The organism is Mesorhizobium sp. YIM 152430 (genome assembly GCF_029210365.1).
GTDB lineage: Bacteria > Pseudomonadota > Alphaproteobacteria > Rhizobiales > Rhizobiaceae > Aliihoeflea.
Window position 1 is genome coordinate 26,370 of the sequence record NZ_JARGES010000055.1, and the last position, 17,557, is coordinate 43,926.

At 64.1% G+C, this 17,557-nt stretch carries 19 protein-coding genes; 7 read left to right on the forward strand and 12 right to left on the reverse strand.

The annotated features are described in order from the left end of the window. The first annotated feature begins 52 nt into the window (after window positions 1-52). The gene (locus PZ895_RS16625) at window positions 53-505 is read left to right on the forward strand and encodes a MaoC family dehydratase (protein WP_275840116.1); all 453 of its coding nucleotides are present in this window, start codon (window positions 53-55) and stop codon (window positions 503-505) included. Then, window positions 505-1,377, forward strand: coding sequence for a CoA ester lyase (locus PZ895_RS16630; RefSeq protein ID WP_275840117.1), 873 nt, complete (start codon window positions 505-507; stop codon window positions 1,375-1,377). The genes PZ895_RS16625 and PZ895_RS16630 overlap by 1 nt, the downstream gene beginning before the upstream one ends. Here PZ895_RS16630 and PZ895_RS16635 read toward each other — a convergent pair. Both PZ895_RS16635 and PZ895_RS16640 read right to left on the reverse strand, forming a co-directional pair. After that, a complete protein-coding gene (locus PZ895_RS16635; protein WP_275840118.1) occupies window positions 1,374-1,982 on the reverse strand; it encodes a flavin reductase family protein in 609 nt (202 codons plus the stop codon). The genes PZ895_RS16630 and PZ895_RS16635 overlap by 4 nt on opposite strands. Further along, window positions 1,982-2,560: a nitroreductase gene (locus PZ895_RS16640; RefSeq protein ID WP_275840119.1), complete on the reverse strand. Its 579-nt coding sequence runs from the start codon at window positions 2,558-2,560 to the stop codon at window positions 1,982-1,984. The genes PZ895_RS16635 and PZ895_RS16640 overlap by 1 nt, the downstream gene beginning before the upstream one ends. A 152-nt stretch (window positions 2,561-2,712) precedes the next feature. On the opposite strand from PZ895_RS16640, the gene PZ895_RS16645 reads away from it, so the two are divergent. Beyond that, window positions 2,713-3,846 carry a hypothetical protein gene (locus PZ895_RS16645; protein WP_275840120.1) on the forward strand — a complete coding sequence of 378 codons (1,134 nt, stop codon included), beginning with the start codon at window positions 2,713-2,715 and terminating at the stop codon, window positions 3,844-3,846. Here the strand turns inward: PZ895_RS16645 and PZ895_RS16650 are convergent. The 6 genes from PZ895_RS16650 to PZ895_RS16675 all read right to left on the reverse strand — a co-directional run bounded on the left by PZ895_RS16650 (window position 3,843) and on the right by PZ895_RS16675 (window position 8,291). Continuing rightward, the gene (locus PZ895_RS16650) at window positions 3,843-4,721 is read right to left on the reverse strand and encodes a lysophospholipid acyltransferase family protein (RefSeq protein WP_275840121.1); all 879 of its coding nucleotides are present in this window, start codon (window positions 4,719-4,721) and stop codon (window positions 3,843-3,845) included. The genes PZ895_RS16645 and PZ895_RS16650 overlap by 4 nt on opposite strands. A gap of 69 nt (window positions 4,722-4,790) precedes the next feature. Beyond that, on the reverse strand, window positions 4,791-6,767 hold the full coding sequence (gene thrS, locus PZ895_RS16655; protein WP_275840122.1) for a threonine--tRNA ligase: 1,977 nt from the start codon (window positions 6,765-6,767) through the stop codon (window positions 4,791-4,793). 83 nt (window positions 6,768-6,850) lie between these two features. Continuing rightward, the gene (gene yidD, locus PZ895_RS16660) at window positions 6,851-7,183 is read right to left on the reverse strand and encodes a membrane protein insertion efficiency factor YidD (protein ID WP_275840123.1); all 333 of its coding nucleotides are present in this window, start codon (window positions 7,181-7,183) and stop codon (window positions 6,851-6,853) included. Continuing rightward, the gene (locus PZ895_RS16665) at window positions 7,180-7,545 is read right to left on the reverse strand and encodes a HepT-like ribonuclease domain-containing protein (RefSeq protein ID WP_275840124.1); all 366 of its coding nucleotides are present in this window, start codon (window positions 7,543-7,545) and stop codon (window positions 7,180-7,182) included. The genes yidD and PZ895_RS16665 overlap by 4 nt, the downstream gene beginning before the upstream one ends. Further along, window positions 7,545-7,835, reverse strand: a complete 291-nt coding sequence (locus PZ895_RS16670; RefSeq protein ID WP_275840125.1) for a nucleotidyltransferase domain-containing protein — start codon at window positions 7,833-7,835, stop codon at window positions 7,545-7,547. Before PZ895_RS16670 ends, PZ895_RS16665 begins: the two co-directional genes overlap by 1 nt. A 9-nt stretch (window positions 7,836-7,844) precedes the next feature. Continuing rightward, a complete protein-coding gene (locus tag PZ895_RS16675; RefSeq protein ID WP_275840126.1) occupies window positions 7,845-8,291 on the reverse strand; it encodes an iron-sulfur cluster assembly scaffold protein in 447 nt (148 codons plus the stop codon). Window positions 8,292-8,529: 238 nt separating this feature from the next. Here PZ895_RS16675 and folE point away from each other — a divergent pair, with 238 nt between their 5' ends. The 3 genes from folE to PZ895_RS16690 all read left to right on the forward strand — a co-directional run bounded on the left by folE (window position 8,530) and on the right by PZ895_RS16690 (window position 10,695). Then, complete coding sequence (folE, locus tag PZ895_RS16680) at window positions 8,530-9,171, forward strand: GTP cyclohydrolase I FolE (protein ID WP_275840127.1); 642 nt, start codon at window positions 8,530-8,532, stop codon at window positions 9,169-9,171. Window positions 9,172-9,193: 22 nt separating this feature from the next. Continuing rightward, window positions 9,194-9,634 carry a phosphoribosyl-AMP cyclohydrolase gene (gene hisI, locus PZ895_RS16685; RefSeq protein ID WP_275840128.1) on the forward strand — a complete coding sequence of 147 codons (441 nt, stop codon included), beginning with the start codon at window positions 9,194-9,196 and terminating at the stop codon, window positions 9,632-9,634. Between the two features lie 83 nt (window positions 9,635-9,717). Beyond that, entirely contained in the window at window positions 9,718-10,695 is a 978-nt protein-coding gene (locus PZ895_RS16690; RefSeq protein WP_275840129.1) for a patatin family protein, read from the forward strand. On the opposite strand, the gene recJ is transcribed toward PZ895_RS16690, so the two are convergent. From recJ to PZ895_RS16710, 4 genes are all read right to left on the reverse strand, one after another. After that, window positions 10,692-12,473 (reverse strand): single-stranded-DNA-specific exonuclease RecJ, encoded by a 1,782-nt coding sequence (gene recJ, locus PZ895_RS16695; protein ID WP_275840130.1) that lies wholly within the window; start codon window positions 12,471-12,473, stop codon window positions 10,692-10,694. The genes PZ895_RS16690 and recJ overlap by 4 nt on opposite strands. Before the next feature lie 19 nt (window positions 12,474-12,492). Next, the gene (locus tag PZ895_RS16700) at window positions 12,493-13,806 is read right to left on the reverse strand and encodes a homoserine dehydrogenase (protein WP_275840131.1); all 1,314 of its coding nucleotides are present in this window, start codon (window positions 13,804-13,806) and stop codon (window positions 12,493-12,495) included. A gap of 36 nt (window positions 13,807-13,842) precedes the next feature. Further along, on the reverse strand, window positions 13,843-15,060 hold the full coding sequence (locus tag PZ895_RS16705; RefSeq protein ID WP_275840132.1) for an LL-diaminopimelate aminotransferase: 1,218 nt from the start codon (window positions 15,058-15,060) through the stop codon (window positions 13,843-13,845). Between the two features lie 80 nt (window positions 15,061-15,140). Beyond that, entirely contained in the window at window positions 15,141-15,473 is a 333-nt protein-coding gene (locus PZ895_RS16710; protein ID WP_275840133.1) for a hypothetical protein, read from the reverse strand. A 102-nt stretch (window positions 15,474-15,575) separates the two neighbouring features. Here PZ895_RS16710 and phaC point away from each other — a divergent pair, with 102 nt between their 5' ends. After that, a complete protein-coding gene (gene phaC / locus PZ895_RS16715) occupies window positions 15,576-17,399 on the forward strand; it encodes a class I poly(R)-hydroxyalkanoic acid synthase (protein ID WP_275840134.1) in 1,824 nt (607 codons plus the stop codon). The last annotated feature ends 158 nt before the right edge of the window (window positions 17,400-17,557 follow it).

Consider the following 17,557-nt stretch of genomic DNA (forward strand, 5'->3'; position numbering starts at 1 on the left):
CGGTTCACCATGTTCTTTAACGCGTCATGTTCGCGATCAGGAGAAGCCGTTCATGGCAGGACTTTACCTCGAGGAATTCGTGCCGGGACAAATCATCCGGCACACGCTGACCAAGTCCATCACCGAGAGCGACAATATGCTGTTCTCGGTGATGACGCTGAACCCGCAGCCGCTCCACATCGATTTCGATTTCGCGGCGAAAAGCGAATGGGGAAAGCCGCTCGTCAATTCGCTGTTCACGCTCGGCCTGATGATCGGCATCTCGGTGCATGACACCACGCTCGGCACGACGATCGGAAATCTCGGCATGACCGACACGGTGTTTCCGCATCCGCTCTTCCATGGCGACACGGTGCGCGTCGAGACCGAGGTGAAGAGCGTGCGGCCGTCGAAGTCGAAGGCCGATCGCGGCATCATCGAATTCGAGCACCGGGCCTATAACCAGAACGACGTGCTGGTCGCGAAATGCACGCGCCAGGCCATGATGCTGAGGAGGCCCGTCTGATGCGCTCCATGCTCTTCGTGCCCGGCGATTCGGAGCGCAAACTCGACAAAGGGCTCGGTTCCGGCGCCGACGCGCTGATTCTCGATCTGGAGGATTCGGTTTCGGCTGCGAACAAGCCGGCCGCGCGCGAACTGTCACATGACTTCGTCGCGAAGCGCCGGCCGGGCGGTCCGCAACTGATCGTGCGCGTCAACGACCTGACGACCGGCCTCACCGACGACGACCTCGCGGCCGTGATGGCCGCGCGGCCCGATGCGATCATGCTGCCCAAATGCAGCGGCTATGCCGATCTGGAGCATCTGTCGGCCAAGCTGCGCGTCCACGAGGCCGATCACGGCATCGAGGATGGGGCGACGCAGATCATTCCCATCATCACCGAAACGGGTGCCGGCGTCCTCGCCGCCGCGACCTACCGCGCCCATGCGCGGCTCGGCGCGCTGACCTGGGGCGCGGAGGACCTGTCGGCCGATATCGGTGCAAGCGCGACGCGCGACGAGACGGGCGCCTATACGGACCTTTTCAGTCTTGCGCGCGCGGTGACGCTGCTTGCGGCGAGCGCCGCGCAGGCCGCCGCGATCGACACGGTGTTTCCGAATTTCCGTGACGAGGACGGATTTCGTGCCGACTGCGTTGCCGGCATCCGCGACGGCTTTACCGGGCGCATGGCGATTCATCCGGCGCAGGTTCCGATCATCAACGAGGTCTTCACGCCCTCCGTCGAGGCCGTCGCCCACGCCCGCGCGGTGATCGCGGCTTTCGCGGCGGCCGGCAATCCCGGCGTCGTCGCCATCGACGGCGCGATGTTCGACCGCCCGCATCTCAAGCGCGCCGAGCGGCTGATCGCCCGCGCGGCCGCCGCCGGAATCGCCTAATCGGCCTTCCAGCGCGGACGGCGCATGGCGAAGGTCTCGGTGACGGAGGTATAATCCATGTAGCCGAGGCGGGCGAGATTGCCTGCCTTGACGACATCGAAGAGGCCGTTGGTGAGGACATCGTCGTCGATATGGACGCCGACGACCTCGCCGATGACCACGGTCGCGGCGGACGGCTTTCCGTCATGGCCGACGGGTCGGAAGATCTGCGTGACCTTGCATTCGAGCGCGGCGTGGGCGCTCGCCACGCGCGGCGGAGCGACGAGCCTCGACGGCGCGGTTTGAAGCTTCGCGTAGTCGAACTCGCTCATCCCGTGCGGCGCATCGACCGCGCTGGCATTCATCGCCTCGGCGAGATCACGGCTGGCGAGATTGATGACGAATTCGCCCGTCGCGCGACAGTTGACGACGCTGTCCTTCTCGCCTTCCGACGAGAACATGACCAGGAAGGGCGCGGTCGTCAGCGCGTTGAAGAATGAATAGGGCGCAAGGTTGAGAGCGCCCGCGCCGGACAGGGTCGAAACCCAGCCGATCGGCCGCGGCGAGACGATCGCCTTCGACGGGTCATGTGGCAGGCCGTGGCCGTTCTTCGGCTCGTAAAACATCAGGAATCGGCTCCGAATTCGGTGATCAGCGCATCGAGATCGGGGCGCGGGCGCTCGAACGCCTCGCCCTCGAAACTGCCGATATGGACGAAGCCGATGACGCGCTCCGGCGGCTTCAGGCCGAGGATCGCCCGCCCCTCCTCCAGGTCCGAATACCAGTTGGTGATCCAGTTCGCGCCATAGCCCATGGCGCTCGCGGCAACGAGGAGGTTCATCGCGACGGCACCGCCGGACAGGAACATCTCCCATTGCGGAATTTTCGGATTGTCGCGCGGAACGTGGACGACGCCGATCACCAGCGGCGCGCGCGAAAAGCGTGTGCGCTCCTGCTCGCGGCGCGCATCGGTGAGCGGTCCTTCGCGCTTCTCGGCCAGTTCGGCCAGTTTCTCGCCCACCCGCTCCCGCGCATCGCCGCGATAGAGGATGAACCGCCAGGGCGCCAGGCGGCCATGATCGGGCACTCGTGCTGCGATGGTCAGGAGCGTGCGGATCTCGTCATCCGAGGGGCCGGGGCCATTCAACTCGGCAATGGGGGCGGACTTCCTGTTGAGAAGGAATTCGATCGTCGAAGACGTCAAATCGTGTTTTCCTCTTCCAAGGGATTGAATCGGCGGGAATAACGGCATTCGCAAGATGGAAAGCCGACCTCCCCGCCCTGTCGGAGAGCCTTGAAATTGCCACCGCTTTCGGGTTCAACGCAAGGTATGTTTCCTGTGCCAGACCGTTCACAATGCGACTGATCCGCGTCGTCATTCTCGCCTTGCTGACAGGCATCGCTCCGGTTCACGCGCAAGATGGAGGTCCTGGCGGCGGATTTGGCGGTTCAGGTCCCGGACCCGGCGGCAATCTCGGCTTCGGAGCTCCATCCGGCGCAATGCCGCGGCTCGAAATCCCCGGCGCGGCAACGCCTCCCCCTCTTTCACTGCCGCCGATCCAGTCGCAGCCCGATGGGGGCGCTGGAACATTGCCGCAAATCCAGATGCCCTCTCCGTTGCCGCAAATCGAACTGCCGGGCATCACCGGCTATGCGGCGCCTTCGATCGGAGTGCCGCTTGCCATGCCCGGAGCCGGCTCGCTCACCCTGTCCGCCCGACTGACCGGCGACGGCGCCGAGATCGAGCGTGGCATGGTCTGGCGCGTCTTCCGACCCGAACCGGGACCGGACGGAAAACTGCCGCTGATCGCCACCGCACAGGGCGGAACCAGCAATTTCCAGCTCGATCCCGGCAGTTATCTCGTCCATGCGACGTTCGGCCGGGCCGGCGCGACGAAGCGCATCACCATCGGCCCGAATGCGCGCGAGGAACAATTCGTGCTCGACGCGGGCGGGCTCAAGCTCGACGCGGTCATTTCCGGCGGGGGTGGAATTCCATCCGACAAGCTACGCTTTTCCGTCTATGAAGGGGCCGGCGACGCAGCGGGCGAACGCGCGCTGATCGTGCCCAATGTCAGTCCGAAGGCGGTGGTGCGCCTCAACAGCGGCACCTATCACGTCGTGTCGACCTATGGAAACGTCAACGCGGTCATCCGCTCCGACATCCGCGTGGAGGCTGGGCAACTGACCGAGGCAACGGTCGAGCACAAGGCGGCCGAGATCACCATGAAGCTCGTGCGCGAGGCGGGCGGAGAGGCGATCGCCGACACGTCATGGGCGATTCTCACCGATTCGGGCGACATCGTGCGCGAGAGCGTCGGCGCATTCGCGTCGATGGTGCTTGCGGAAGGCGACTATGTCGCCGTCGCGCGCAACCGCGAGCGTCTCTACCAGCGTGAATTCAGGGTCGTTGCTGGCCGGAACAGCGATGTCGAGGTCATCGCCGACGAAAATGGCGGCGACCGGATCGACGCTTCCGGCGGTGGTTAGCGGACGAAGAATTCACCGAGAGTGGCCGGTGCCACAGCCCGCATGGTGCGCTCATCAGCCAGTTCGAAGACGGCCCGGTACATGCGCTCCAGAATCGCCTTGCGCTCACGATCGAACTCGTCGGCGTGAATGACGGGGCCGATCCGCACGTCCATCGGACGACCTGCGCGCCTCGTGAATTCCGGGATCAGCAGCGCGGTTCGCAGCGTCATCGAAAAATGGCTCGCAAGGTGAAACCACCGGCTGTTCTGGCCCTCGAAATGCAGCGGAACGACGGACGCGCGCGCATCGCGAACCAAGCGCGCCGGGAACATCTTCCATTCCAGATCGCTGGCCTTGCCGACGATCCGGGTCGCCGTCGCGACGCCGCCTGCCGGGAAGACGACGATGGTGACGCCCGCCTTCAGGAGACGCAGAGCCTCATTGCGCACGGCCAGATTGGCGGCGACCGCCTCACGGGTTTCGGAAAAGTCGATCGGAAGCGCATAGGGCACCATTTCCGATATCCGCATCAGATCCTTGTGGATCATCACGCGGAACGGGCGGCCGAGCCGCTCGGCGAGCGACAGGATCGCGATGCCATCGGCAATTCCGAACGGATGGTTGGCGACCATGACCAAAGGCGTATCTGGCAGGTGTGCAGGCGGCCAGACGCCCTTGATTCGCAATTCGATACCGACCATGCGCAACATGGTTGAAAAGAGATCGACGCCGCCCGGCGCGACGTCGCGACGCCAGATGTCGTAAAGGGCGGCGAAGCGGTCGCGTCCGCAGAAATGCTCGATACGCTCGATCACAAAGCGTTGCACCCGCCGATGGCTCGCATTGGCGTAGCTGAGTTCGGGAAAGAGGCGCTGGCGGCGGATCGCGATCATGGCCGGCAATGTCGCGCAGCGCCATGACAGCCATGTGAAAAGGGGCGACCGGAGCCGCCCCTCGTTCGATCAGTTCGCGGAAGCGAGCCGCTTCAGGTCCGGCGCGACCGCTTCCTGCCGCAAATGCTCCAGCGCCTCGTCCAGCGGCAGCGACTGCTGGTCGCGCGAGCCGAGGCGGCGCATGTTGACCGTCGCCTCCTCCGCCTCGCGCTTGCCGCACACGAGAATGACCGGGACCTTGGCCATCGAGTGCTCGCGGACCTTGTAGTTGATCTTCTCGTTGCGCAGGTCCGGCTCGGCATGGATGCCGGCCGCCTTCAGCCGGGCGACGACCGATTTCGCGTAGTCGTCGGCGTCGGAGGTGATGGTCGCGACGACCACCTGCACCGGCGCGAACCAGAGTGGGAAATGGCCGGCGAAGTTCTCGATCAGGATGCCGAGGAAGCGCTCCATGGAGCCGCAGATGGCGCGGTGGATCATCACCGGCTGCTTCTTCTCCGAATCCTTGTCGATGTAGAAGGCGCCGAAGCGTTCGGGCAGGTTGAAGTCGACCTGCGTCGTGCCGCACTGCCATTCGCGGCCGATCGCATCGCGCAGCGTGTACTCGAACTTCGGCCCGTAAAACGCGCCCTCACCCGGCATGATCCCGGTCTTGATGCGCCCGCCCGACTGCGCTTCGATCTGCTTGAGAACGTCCATCATGACGGATTCGGCGCGATCCCAGAGAGCATCGGAGCCGACGCGCTTTTCCGGGCGCGTCGAGAGCTTCACGACGATCTCGTCGAAGCCAAAATCCTCGTAGACCGAGAGGATCAGGTCATTGATCTTCAGGCACTCGGCCGCCATCTGCTCGTCCGTGCAGAAGATGTGCGCATCATCCTGCGTGAAGCCGCGCACGCGCATCAGGCCGTGAAGGGCGCCGGACGGCTCGTAGCGATGGACCGTGCCGAATTCGGCAAGCCGGATCGGCAGTTCGCGGTACGACTTCAGGCCGTGCTTGAATATCTGGACATGGCCGGGGCAATTCATCGGCTTCAGGGCGAAGACGCGCTGGTCCTCCGCCTTCGGATCGGCCGACTGCACCGCGAACATGTTCTCCTTGTACCAGCCCCAATGACCGGAGGTCTGCCAGAGCGAGGAATCGAGCACTTGCGGCGCGTTCACCTCGTCATAGTCGGCTTCCAGCCGTCGGCGCATATAGGCCGTCAGCTTCTGGAACATGCGCCAGCCCTTGGCGTGCCAGAAGACGACGCCCGGCCCTTCCTCCTGAAAATGGAAGAGATCCATTTCGCGGCCGAGCCGGCGATGGTCGCGCTTCTCGGCCTCCTCCAGCAGGTGCAGATAGGCATCGAGATCGGACTGCTCGGCAAATGCCGTCCCGTAGATGCGCGTCAGCATCGGGTTGTTGGAATCCCCGCGCCAGTAGGCGCCAGCCACCTTCATCAGCTTGAACGCGTTGCCGATCTGGCCGGTGGAGGCCATGTGGGGGCCGCGGCAAAGGTCGAACCAGTCGCCCTGCGCGTAGATCTTGAGGTCCTGGTCGGCGGGGATCGCGTCGATCAGTTCCACCTTGTACGCCTCGCCCTTCTCGGCGAAGACCTGACGTGCCTTGTCGCGCGTCCAGACCTGTTTCGTGAAGGGTTTGTTGCGGCCGATGATCTCGCGCATCTTCTTCTCGATGACCGGCAAATCGTCGAGCGTGAAGGGCGTGTCGCGGGCGAAATCGTAGTAGAAGCCGTTTTCGATGACCGGGCCGATGGTGACCTGCGTGTCGGGCCAAAGCTCCTGCACCGCCTCGGCGAGGACGTGAGCGGCATCGTGGCGGATCAGTTCCAGGGCGCGCGGATCGCTGCGCGTGATGATCTCGACCGCACCGTCGCCGGCGAGCGGATCGGACAGGTCGCGCACCTGACCGTCGACCGCATAGGCGACCGCCTTCTTGGCTAGCGACCTGGAGATGGAATTGGCGAGATCGGCACCCGTCGCGGCGGCGTCGTGCGCGCGAACGGAACCATCGGGAAATGTCAGGGAGATTTCGGGCATCAAATGCTTCCTATCCAGTCCTGCAAACGAGCGCAGGTGGTTGTCGATGCCAGCGCGTTTAGCCGATCAGGCGAATATCGACAAGATCAGGCCGCGCCGGTCTTGCGGCTGACGCGCCACAAGCGCCACGGCGCATACCATGCCTGGTCGCGGTCGAGCCGTTCGGGGACGAGGTCGATGCCGTGCGTCCCGCCCGGTCCGCACCGCATCACGCGAAAGAGCCCCATGAACCCGCCCCGCCACAGCCCATGGCGCGCGATCGCCTCATAGGCAAATTCCGAACAGGTCGGATAATGCCGGCACGAATTGCCGACGAAGCCGGAAAGCGTGAGCTGATAGAGACGCACCAGTCCGGTGCCGAACAGCCGCCCCGGCGTGCGCGGCCAGGGGCCGGACCAGTTGCGCGAGCGGTTGGTCATCGCCTTCGCGCAGCAAGCCCGCGCCGGGCTTCCTGCGCCAAACGCGGTGAGGCGAACGTCGCGGATCGCCAGATCGACGCGACGCTGACCGAGCCATAACCATGCGCAGTCCGATTGCGCGCCCGGTATGCCTGCTTCAGTTCGAGAAGCGGATAGCGCACCTGAAAGTCCGGATCGATTTTCAGTATTCGCCCCGACGCTTCGCCAACCACTTCGAGACAGCGGATAACTGCATCCTGCACGAGTTTACTTCGTTCGAACGCTTGGTCATAAAGATGTAGGATGTACGCCTCAATCCGCTCGGACCAATGGACGATGTCGGCCAACAGATCGTCAATTGCCTTGTCGTCGGATTGTCGCATCACAACGGCCGAAGGTCGCTTGCCACGCGGCTCGCAACATCTTTCGACAGGTCGGTCCTTAACCGCACATCGACCCTTGTTTTGAGAAGAGCTTCCAATTCGAGTTCAAGATCGGCGAGTTCGAATGTCGACATGGGGGCGCGATCCTCGACGAGAATGTCGATATCGCTTCCTTCCGCATCGTCACCTCTGGCGACCGAACCGAAAAGGCAAGGGTTGGCGAGCGGATAACGGGCGATGACGGCGAGAACCTCATCCCGGTGCCTGGCAAGCGATTCGGATGGCCGCATGTTCTCCCCCTACGCCGCCTGGCCGGCGCGCTTTTTTTCGATCTGGTCGATGGCGTCGACGACGGCGTCGAAGGTCAGCATGGTCGAGGCGTGACGTGCCTTGTAGTCGCGCACGGGTTCCAGATAGCGCAGATCGGCGAAACGGCCTTCTGGCGGCGAACCGTTTTCCTTCAACATGCGGCGCATCGTCTCGCGCACGCTGCGCAATTCGCCAGCGCGGGCACCGACGACATGGCGCGCCATGATCGAGGACGATGCCTGACCGAGCGCGCAGGCTTTCACCTCATGGGCGAAATCGACCACTTCGTCGCCGTGCATCCTGATGTCGATGGTCACGGTCGATCCGCACAACTTGGAATGTGCGGTCGCGCTCGCATCCGGGTCGGAAAGACGGCCGAGCCGCTCGATATTGCCGGCAAAGCCCAGGATTTTCGCGTTGTAGACATCGTCGATCATCGCAGATTCCAACTTTGCGGCGCGGCTGAACAATTCGTCGCCGCTGCCATGCCTTTTCATCGGCCGATGCGAGAATATATAGTGGTTGTGCAATTGACCCGACAAGCCGTCCCCGGCATCACGGTCATTTGTATGCACGCCATTTCGGATCGACGGCACGGTTGGCCGAATTTCCGGGAAAGGCTGTGGTCCGTTCAACTCGTTCCTCCGTAGAGGGGAACTACGGGAGACGCCTTTCATGGACGCAATTGTGAAATCATTCCCCAACCGCGCCGACGCCGAAAAGACGATTGAGCAAAAGCCGCGCCCGACACAGGCCGAAGTGGAAGCGGCGGTGCGCGTCCTGCTACGCTGGACCGGAGACGACCCGGACCGCGAGGGGCTGGTCGATACGCCAAAGCGCGTCGCAAAAGCCTATAGGGAGATGTTTTCCGGCTACGATCAGGACCCGTTCGAGGAACTGGGCCGGACCTTCGAGGAAGTGGCCGGCTATGACGATCTGGTCCTGATCCGCGATATCCCGTTCCACTCGCATTGCGAGCATCATATGGTGCCGATCATCGGCAAGGCGCATGTCGGCTACCTGCCGGATGGCAAGGTCGTCGGCCTGTCGAAGATAGCGCGCGTGGTCGACATCTTCGCCCACCGCCTCCAGACGCAGGAAGCCATGACGGCGCAGATCGCCGGCGTAATCCAGGATGCGCTCACGCCGCGCGGCGTCGCGGTCGTCATCGAGGCCGAGCATATGTGCATGGCCATGCGCGGCATTCGCAAATCGGGCTCCAGCACCATGACATCGACATTTACCGGGGCATTCCGCGATCATCCTGAAGAGCAGGCACGCTTCATGATGTCGCTGCGAGATTTCCGCGCCCCCTGATCTCCATTACCCGCAGGACCAGATGCAGTTCTCATCTCCCCCGACCTCCAAGGCGGCGCTCGAAGAGGGCGCCGTTCTGGCCCCGCGATTCGATGCAGCCGGCTTGATTACCGCCATCGTCACCGATGCGAGAGACGGTGTTCTGCTGATGGTGGCACACATGAATGCCGAAGCGCTTGCCCTTTCCCTGGAGACAGGCATCGCGCATTACTGGTCACGCTCGCGCAACGAACTCTGGAAGAAGGGCGAGACGTCGGGCAATCTCCAGACCATCGTCGAGTTGCGCACCGATTGCGACCAGGACGCGATCTGGCTTCGCGTGGAAGTCGCGGGGCATGGCGCGACGTGCCATACGGGCCGGCGCTCCTGCTTTTATCGCAAGGCCGAACTGGCGGACGGAAGCGCGCGGCTGATCATCGATTCCGAGCCGAAGTTCGATCCCGAAGACATCTACACCAAATAGGCGATTGCTCTGGCGCATCGCTCGTCTTCATTCTTCCGATACCATATCCAGGCAATATGGATCGATCTGAGACGGAGCGACCGATGCTCGACTGGGCGTCCTTCATGAGCAAGCCGGAAGCAGGCGCGCCCTTGCCGCCTTCGCCCGACATCAAGCTCCGGGAAAAGCCGGAGCCGATGGGCATTGCACTGGCGCTGGGCGGTGGCGCGGCGCGCGGCTGGGCCCATATCGGCGTGCTGCGCGCGCTCGACGAGGCAGGCATCCGCATCAACATGATCGCCGGCACCTCGATCGGCGCGCTGGTCGGAGGCTGCTATCTGGCAGGTAAGCTGGATGAACTGGAGGATTTCGCCCGATCGTTGACGAAGCGCCGGATATTCGGCCTGCTCGACTTCAACCTGCGCGGTTCGGGCCTTCTCGGCGGAATGCGGTTGACGGCGCGGATGCAGGAACATCTGGAAGGTTTGACCTTCGCCGACCTTCCGCGGCCCTTCGTATGCGTTGCCGCCGAGATCCGCACCGGCCACGAAATCTGGCTGTCGAGCGGATCGCTGATCAACGCGATGCGCGCATCCTATGCGCTGCCCGGCGTCTTCGAGCCAGTCGTCTGCAACAAGCGCGTTCTGGTCGACGGCGCTTTGGTCAACCCGGTCCCCGTGTCCGTCTGCCGCGCCTACGAACAGCCCCTCGTCGTGGCCGTGAACCTTCACTACGATCTGTTCGGGCGCGCCGCCGTCATCAAGCACTCGGCCGACATGCCGGAGGATGGCGAGGAAATGACCGACGGCAAGAAAACCCCGCTCATCGTCGACAAAGGGCCGCGCGACCGGGAATCACGGCTCGGCATCACCGGCGTCATGGTCGAAGCCTTCAACATCATCCAGGACCGCATTTCGCGAGCGCGGCTGGCGGGAGATCCGCCGGACCTCTCCCTTCATCCAAAGCTCGGCCATATCGGGCTGACGGAGTTTCACCGCGCCGACGAACTGATCAAGCTCGGCTATGACGCGACTCGGGCACAGCTTGCCGAACTCGATCGGCTGCAGAACGTCCTGGCTTAGGTTTTCGCCGCATCCAGAATCCTGAATTGCACCGAGCGCGAGCCGTTCCAGTAGTTGGACGCGATAGAGCCGGCGACATGGACCGTCTGGCCACGGGAAGTCGCCAGAAAACGGCCGAGATCGGTTTCGGCCGAGCGGAACGCCATGGCCTGCAACCGCCCGCCCATTTCCGAGACAAGTTCGACGCGCAGATGAGCGGCACCCACAGCGCGGGCGTCGAGGATGCGGTGGCGCGGCAAGGCAAGAACCGGCTGCGGATGGCCGGCGCCGAAAGGCCCTGCCGTTTCCATCGCGTCGAGGAGATCGAAGCGCGCACCCTCGGCGGAGAGCGCGGCGTCGATCTTCAGCGTCTCGCCGTCGCGAAGGTCCTTGACCTGCGCTGCCGCGCGCTCCTCGAAGAAGGCGCGCAACTCGCCGAGCTTTTCGCGGCGAACGGTAATGCCCGCCGCCATCGCGTGTCCGCCGCCCTTGACGAGCAGGCCGACATCGACGGCGTCGCGGACGAGGCGGCCGAGATCCAAACCGGGCACAGAGCGTCCCGAGCCGCTGCCGACACCGCTGGCGTTGAACGAGATCGCGAAGGCGGGACGGCGCGCGTGATCCTTCAAGCGCGAGGCGAGAAGGCCGACAATGCCCGGATGCCAATTGTCGCTGACGGCGACGAGAACGCCCGGCCCGTCGCCATGGACGAGTTCTGCATCAGCCTGCGCCTTGGCGTCGAGCAGCATGACGGCTTCCATCGCCTGACGCTCCTGGTTGAGCCGATCGAGCGTCTCGGCGATCGTGCCGGCCTCGACCGGATCGTCGCAGGCCAGAAGCTTCGATCCCAATGCCGCATCGCCGATGCGCCCGCCTGCATTGATGCGCGGGCCGATGATGAAGCCGAAATGAAAGACGTTCAGCGGCTCGCCGATCCTGGAAATGCGCGCCAGAGCTGCGATGCCGGGATTGCCGAGCCGCCGCGCGGCGGCCAGCCCCTTGACGACGAAGGCGCGGTTGACACCAGTCAGGGGAACAACGTCGCAGACGGTTGCCAGCGCGACGAGATCGAGCATCGACAGGAGATCGGGCAGATCGGTGCGGCCGCGCGACCGCAGGATGCTGGTGACGCGGACCAGCGTGACGAAAACCACGCCGGCAGCGCACAAATGCCCCTGACCCGACAGATCGTCCTCGCGATTCGGATTGACGACCGCGACCGCAGCGGGCAGCGGACCGCCGACCTGATGATGATCGAGAACGACGACGCCTGCGCCCGCCTCGTTGGCGGCGTCGATGGAGGGCGCGCTGTTGGTGCCGCAGTCGACGGTCACGATCAGCTTCGCGCCGCGCGAAATGAGGTCGCGCATGGCATCCGGGTTCGGGCCGTAGCCTTCGAAGATGCGGTCCGGGATGTAGATTTCGGCCGGCACGCCGAAATGGGCGAGATAACGCGTCATCAGCGCCGACGAACAGGCACCGTCGACGTCGTAGTCGCCGAAGATCGCGACCGGCTCGCGGCGCTCGATCGCATCGGCGATGCGTTCGGCGGCCTTGTCCATGTCAGTCAGCGACGACGGGTTGGGCAACAGGTCGCGGATGGTCGGGTCGAGAAAGCGCGGCGTCTCGTCGAGCCCGACGCCGCGCGCTGCGAGGACGCGCGCGACGATGTCGGGCACGCCATGGGACTGGGCGATGGCGAGCGCGATGTTTTCCTGGCGCGGATCGAGCCGGTGTTCCCAGGCGAGACCCCGCACCGACCGGCGCACGTCGAAGAAGCGACGCCGCTCCAGGGTCAAGGCGCTGCCCGGCGCGCCATCAGCCGGCACGCTCGATGCGGATGACCTGCGGCGTGTCGACGAGGTGGCCGTCCTTCGTCACGCCGTCGATCGCCTTGCGCACGGCCGCTTCCGTCGTCTCATGCGTGACGAGGATGACGGTTTTCTGGTCGGCCGCAGCATCCCGGTCGGAATGCTGGACAATCGATTCCAGCGAAATGTCGTTGTCGGCCATGCGCCGCGACAGGGCCGCGAAGACGCCGGTGCGGTCATAGACCGTCAGGCGGATGAAGTAGCCGCCTTCATGGGCGCGCATCCTCGCCTTCTTGCACGGCGCGAGTTCCCTGGCGGGGCGGCCGAAGACGGGTCCGTGCTGGAAGCCGGGACGGCTTTTGGCGATATCGGCGATGTCGCCGATGACCGCCGAGGCGGTGGCATTGCCGCCGGCGCCGGGGCCGGAGAGCAGCAGTTCGCCCAGAATGTCGGTCTCGATCGCGACGGCGTTGGTGACGCCGTGAACCTGCGCGATGACCGACGCGGTCGGCACCATGGTCGGGTGGACGCGCTGCTCGATTCCGGTCTCGGTCTTCTGCGCGACGCCGAGAAGCTTGATGCGGTAGCCGAGTTCGGACGCGGCGCGGATATCGGCCTGCGTGATGTTCGAGATGCCTTCCATGTAGATGTCGTCGGCGGCGATCTTGGTGCCGAAGGCGAGGCTGGTGAGGATGGCGAGCTTGTGGGCGGTGTCGTTGCCCTCGATGTCGAAGGTCGGGTCGGCCTCGGCATAGCCGAGGCGCTGGGCGTCCGCGAGGCAGTCCTCGAAGGAAATGCCTTCGGCCTCCATGCGCGTCAGAATGTAGTTGCAGGTGCCGTTGAGGATGCCGAAAACGCGCAGCACCGTGTTGCCGGCCAGCGCCTCGCGCATCGTCTTGATGACGGGAATGCCTCCGGCGACGGCCGCTTCGTAGTTCAGCAGCACACCGCGCTTTTCGGCGGCGTCAGCGAGAGCGAGGCCATGCTTGGCGAGAAGCGCCTTGTTGGCGGTGACGACGTGATGACCGGCGTCGAGCGCGGCCTTGACCGATTCGCGGGCCGGCCCCTCATCGCCGCCGATCAGTTCGACGAAGACGTCGATGTCCTTCGACTTCGCGAGAGCGACCGGATCGTCGAACCATTCCATGCCGTCGAGCGAGATGCCCCGGTCGCGCGACTTGTCGCGTGCGGTGACGGCAACGATGGAGATCGGCCGGCCGCACTGGCGGGTGAGTTCGGCCGCCCTCTCGGTGACCAGCCGGACGACGGAAGCGCCGACCGTGCCCAACCCGGCGATACCCACGCGCAATGCTTCGCTCATGCCCCCAATCGTCCTTTCAATACCCAGTTTTGTCGTTCAGCGCCGCGCGCCGATCTGCACCACATTGTCGGGTGCCGGAGCCGAGGCCCCCATGAACTTCTTGATCGAGCGCGCCGCCTGGCGGATGCGGTGCTCGTTCTCGACCAGCGCGAGGCGCACATAGTCGTCGCCATGCTCGCCGAAGCCGATGCCCGGCGCGACCGCGACGTCTGCCTTTTCCACCAGAAGCTTGGAGAATTCCAGCGAGCCAAGATGCCTGAACTGGTCGGGGATCGGCGCCCAGGCGAACATCGTCGCGGCCGGCGCCGGAATGGTCCAGCCGGCGCGACCGAACGCGTCGACCATGACGTCGCGGCGGCGGTGATAGACCTTGCGGACCTCGTCGACTTCAGCGCCGTCGCCGTTGAGCGCGGCAGTCGCGGCGACCTGGATCGGCGTGAAGGCGCCATAGTCAAGATAGGATTTGACGCGCGTCAACGCCGAGATCAGGCGCTCGTTGCCGACTGCAAAGCCCATGCGCCAGCCGGGCATGGAGAAGGTTTTCGACATCGACGTGAACTCGACCGCGATGTCCATGGCGCCCGGAACCTGGAGGATCGACGGAGGCGGCGTGTTGTCGAAGTAAATCTCGGCATAGGCGAGATCGGACAGGATGATAAGGTCGTTCTTGCGGGCGAACGCGACGACCTCCTTGTAGAAGTCGAGCGAGGCGACATGCGCCGTCGGGTTCGACGGGTAGTTCATGATCAGCGCCAGCGGCTTGGGGATCGAGTGCTTGATCGCCCGCTCGAGCGCCGGGATGAAACCGTTATCGGGCTCGACCTGCATCGAGCGGATGACGCCGCCCGACATGATGAAGCCGAAGGCGTGGATCGGATAGGTCGGGTTCGGGCACAAGATCACGTCGCCGGGCGCGGTGATCGCCTGCGCCATATTGGCGAAGCCCTCCTTGGAGCCGAGCGTGGCGACGATCTGCGTGTCGGGATTGAGCTTCACGCCGAAGCGGCGGGCATAGTAATTCGCTTGCGCGCGGCGCAGGCCCGGAATGCCGCGCGAGGACGAATAGCGGTGCGTGCGTGGATCGCGGACCACATCGACCAGCTTGTCGACGATCGCCTTCGGCGTCGGCAGGTCGGGATTTCCCATACCCAGATCGATGATGTCGGCGCCTCTGGCGCGAGCGGAAGCCTTCAGGCGGTTCACCTGCTCGAAAACGTAGGGCGGAAGACGGCGGACCTTGTGAAACTCTTCCATGGGGCAAACCCGGCGCGGCTAGAGGGAATGGACGCGGCTATACACAGTTTCAAAGCGACGGTCGAGACGGACCATCGCCCTCAATTGCGTTCGATGCGACGGATCGCGCCTTCGGCATGAGTGCTGCCGATCTGGCGCAACTGCGCCGCGGAAGACGCCGGCGGCGTTGCCGCAGCAGGGGCGAGGCCATCACGGCGGGCGCGCAATTCGTCTGCCGTCGCCGTGCGCTCTTCCGGCGTGATCTGCGCGGCGGCCGGTTGCAGCGGAACGTTGAGATTGGGATAGGTGCCCGAGCCGACAGATGCGGTTGACGCCGAAACGCCCCGGTTCGCCTGCGGCGCGGCACATGCCGAAAGGGCCAGGACGGCGACCAGAAGCGCGCCCGAAAGCTTCGAAATGAGATGACCGGCCATTCTTCCTCTTTCCGTCATTCCGGCGGTTGCAATCGTTGGACCGCCTGCGTCCCGTCGTGTTAGTCTGTAAAGAAAATGCCGCCGGGAGGAAGCGCAAAAATCATGGCCGGCCCCAAGACATCGCAAGGCGCGCAGAAGGCGGACGCCCCGGATATCGAAGACTACCTTGTGAAGGACCCCGAGGCATTCGCGGTCAACGTCTCGCACATGATGGAGGAAGCGGGAAAGGTCGCGGCTGCATGGACGGCGCCGCGCGAGGCCGGCGAGGTGCGCGACACGCTCGCCGAGCCGATGGCCGACATGGTCAAGACCTTCTCGCGACTCACCGAATACTGGCTGTCCGATCCTTCGCGCGCGCTGGAGGCGCAGACGCGGCTTTATTCGGGCTATATGGAAGCCTGGACGCGATCGATGGCGAAGATCGCCGATCCCGATGCTCCCGCCGCGCCCGAAACGGCCGACAAGCGCTTCAAGGACCCGGACTGGGGCCGCAACGCCTTTTTCGATTTCCTCAAGCAGACCTATCTCGTCACCTCGCGCTGGGCGAACGATCTTGTCGAACATGCGGACGGGCTGGACGAACATACGCGTCACAAGGCGGGGTTCTACGTCAAGCAGATCAGCCACGCGATCTCGCCGTCGAACTTCATCCTGACCAATCCGGAACTCTTCCGAGAAACCGTTTCGAGCAACGGCGCGAATCTCGTCCGGGGATTGAAAATGCTGGCCGAGGACATCGCCGCCGGAAAGGGCGATCTGAAGCTTCGCCAGTCCGATGCGTCGCGCTTCGAGATCGGCAAGAACATTGCGACGACGCCGGGCAAGGTCGTCGCGCGCTCCGACGTTGCAGAGATCATCCAGTACGAGCCGGTCACGAAGGACGTGCTGAAGCGTCCTCTCCTCATCTGCCCGCCCTGGATCAACAAATTCTACATCCTCGACCTCAATCCGGAGAAATCCTTCATCCGCTGGGCGGTCGAACAAGGGCACACGGTCTTCGTGATCTCCTGGGTCAATCCGGACGAGCGGCACGCGCGCGCCGGCTGGGAGGAATATATCCGCGACGGCGTGCAGTTCGCCCTCGATACGGTCGAGAAGGCGACCGGCGAAAAGCAGGTCAACGCGATCGGCTACTGCGTCGGCGGCACCCTTCTCGCCGCCGCTCTGGCGCTGTTCGCAAAGCAGGGCGAGAAACGCATCGCCACCGCCACCTTCTTCACCACGCAGGTCGACTTCACCCATGCCGGCGACCTCAAGGTCTTCGTCGACGAGGAGCAGATCGGCGCGCTCGAACGGGCGATGGAGACACGCGGCTATCTCGACGGCACGAAGATGGCGACGGCCTTCAACATGCTGCGCGCCGGCGACCTGATCTGGCCCTATGTCGTCAACAACTACATGCGCGGCAAGACGCCGATGCCGTTCGACCTGCTCTACTGGAACTCCGATTCGACGCGCATGAGCGCGGCGAACCACTCCTTCTACCTGCGCAACTGCTACCTGGAAAACAATCTCGCATCCGGCAAGATGAAGCTGGCCGGCAAAACTGTATCGCTCAAGGACGTGAAGATCCCGATCTACAATCTGGCGACCAAGGAAGATCATATCGCGCCGGCGAAGTCGGTCTTCGTCGGCAGCGGCCTTTTCGGCGGACCGGTCGACTACGTCATGGCAGGGTCCGGCCATATTGCGGGCGTCGTCAATCCGCCGACAGCGGGAAAATATCAGTTCTGGTCGGGCGGAGCGCCCAAGGGCGAATTCGAAGACTGGGTCGCAAAGGCGACCGAAACGCCGGGCTCGTGGTGGCCCCATTGGGACAACTGGATTCGCACCCAGGACGACAAGACGGCCAAAGCCAGGAAAATCGGTAAGAATACCGAAATTCTGGCTGACGCACCTGGGGATTACGTCAGGGTGCGGGTGTAGACAGACGCCGCGAATTCCCCAATACTCCGCGACGATTGGCGCAGGTGCCAAGCTGTGAATCGCTCGATTCGGCGGCTTGACATCGAAAGTTCGTTCGGCCGGTCAGGTGTTGTGCTCGACAGTCAATTCCGATAGGTCTCGACCCGGCGGATGCTTCG

Coding starts and splice junctions, on each gene's coding strand:
- PZ895_RS16625 (WP_275840116.1), top strand. CDS start 53: ATGGCAGGACTTTACCTCGAGGAATTCGTGCCGGGACAAATCATCCGG.
- PZ895_RS16630 (WP_275840117.1), top strand. CDS start 505: ATGCGCTCCATGCTCTTCGTGCCCGGCGATTCGGAGCGCAAACTCGAC.
- PZ895_RS16635 (WP_275840118.1), bottom strand. CDS start 1,982: ATGTTTTACGAGCCGAAGAACGGCCACGGCCTGCCACATGACCCGTCG.
- PZ895_RS16645 (WP_275840120.1), top strand. CDS start 2,713: ATGCGACTGATCCGCGTCGTCATTCTCGCCTTGCTGACAGGCATCGCT.
- PZ895_RS16650 (WP_275840121.1), bottom strand. CDS start 4,721: ATGATCGCGATCCGCCGCCAGCGCCTCTTTCCCGAACTCAGCTACGCC.
- yidD (WP_275840123.1), bottom strand. CDS start 7,183: ATGACCAACCGCTCGCGCAACTGGTCCGGCCCCTGGCCGCGCACGCCG.
- PZ895_RS16665 (WP_275840124.1), bottom strand. CDS start 7,545: ATGCGACAATCCGACGACAAGGCAATTGACGATCTGTTGGCCGACATC.
- PZ895_RS16670 (WP_275840125.1), bottom strand. CDS start 7,835: ATGCGGCCATCCGAATCGCTTGCCAGGCACCGGGATGAGGTTCTCGCC.
- PZ895_RS16675 (WP_275840126.1), bottom strand. CDS start 8,291: ATGATCGACGATGTCTACAACGCGAAAATCCTGGGCTTTGCCGGCAAT.
- folE (WP_275840127.1), top strand. CDS start 8,530: ATGGACGCAATTGTGAAATCATTCCCCAACCGCGCCGACGCCGAAAAG.
- hisI (WP_275840128.1), top strand. CDS start 9,194: ATGCAGTTCTCATCTCCCCCGACCTCCAAGGCGGCGCTCGAAGAGGGC.
- PZ895_RS16690 (WP_275840129.1), top strand. CDS start 9,718: ATGCTCGACTGGGCGTCCTTCATGAGCAAGCCGGAAGCAGGCGCGCCC.
- PZ895_RS16700 (WP_275840131.1), bottom strand. CDS start 13,806: ATGAGCGAAGCATTGCGCGTGGGTATCGCCGGGTTGGGCACGGTCGGC.
- PZ895_RS16705 (WP_275840132.1), bottom strand. CDS start 15,060: ATGGAAGAGTTTCACAAGGTCCGCCGTCTTCCGCCCTACGTTTTCGAG.
- PZ895_RS16710 (WP_275840133.1), bottom strand. CDS start 15,473: ATGGCCGGTCATCTCATTTCGAAGCTTTCGGGCGCGCTTCTGGTCGCC.
- phaC (WP_275840134.1), top strand. CDS start 15,576: ATGGCCGGCCCCAAGACATCGCAAGGCGCGCAGAAGGCGGACGCCCCG.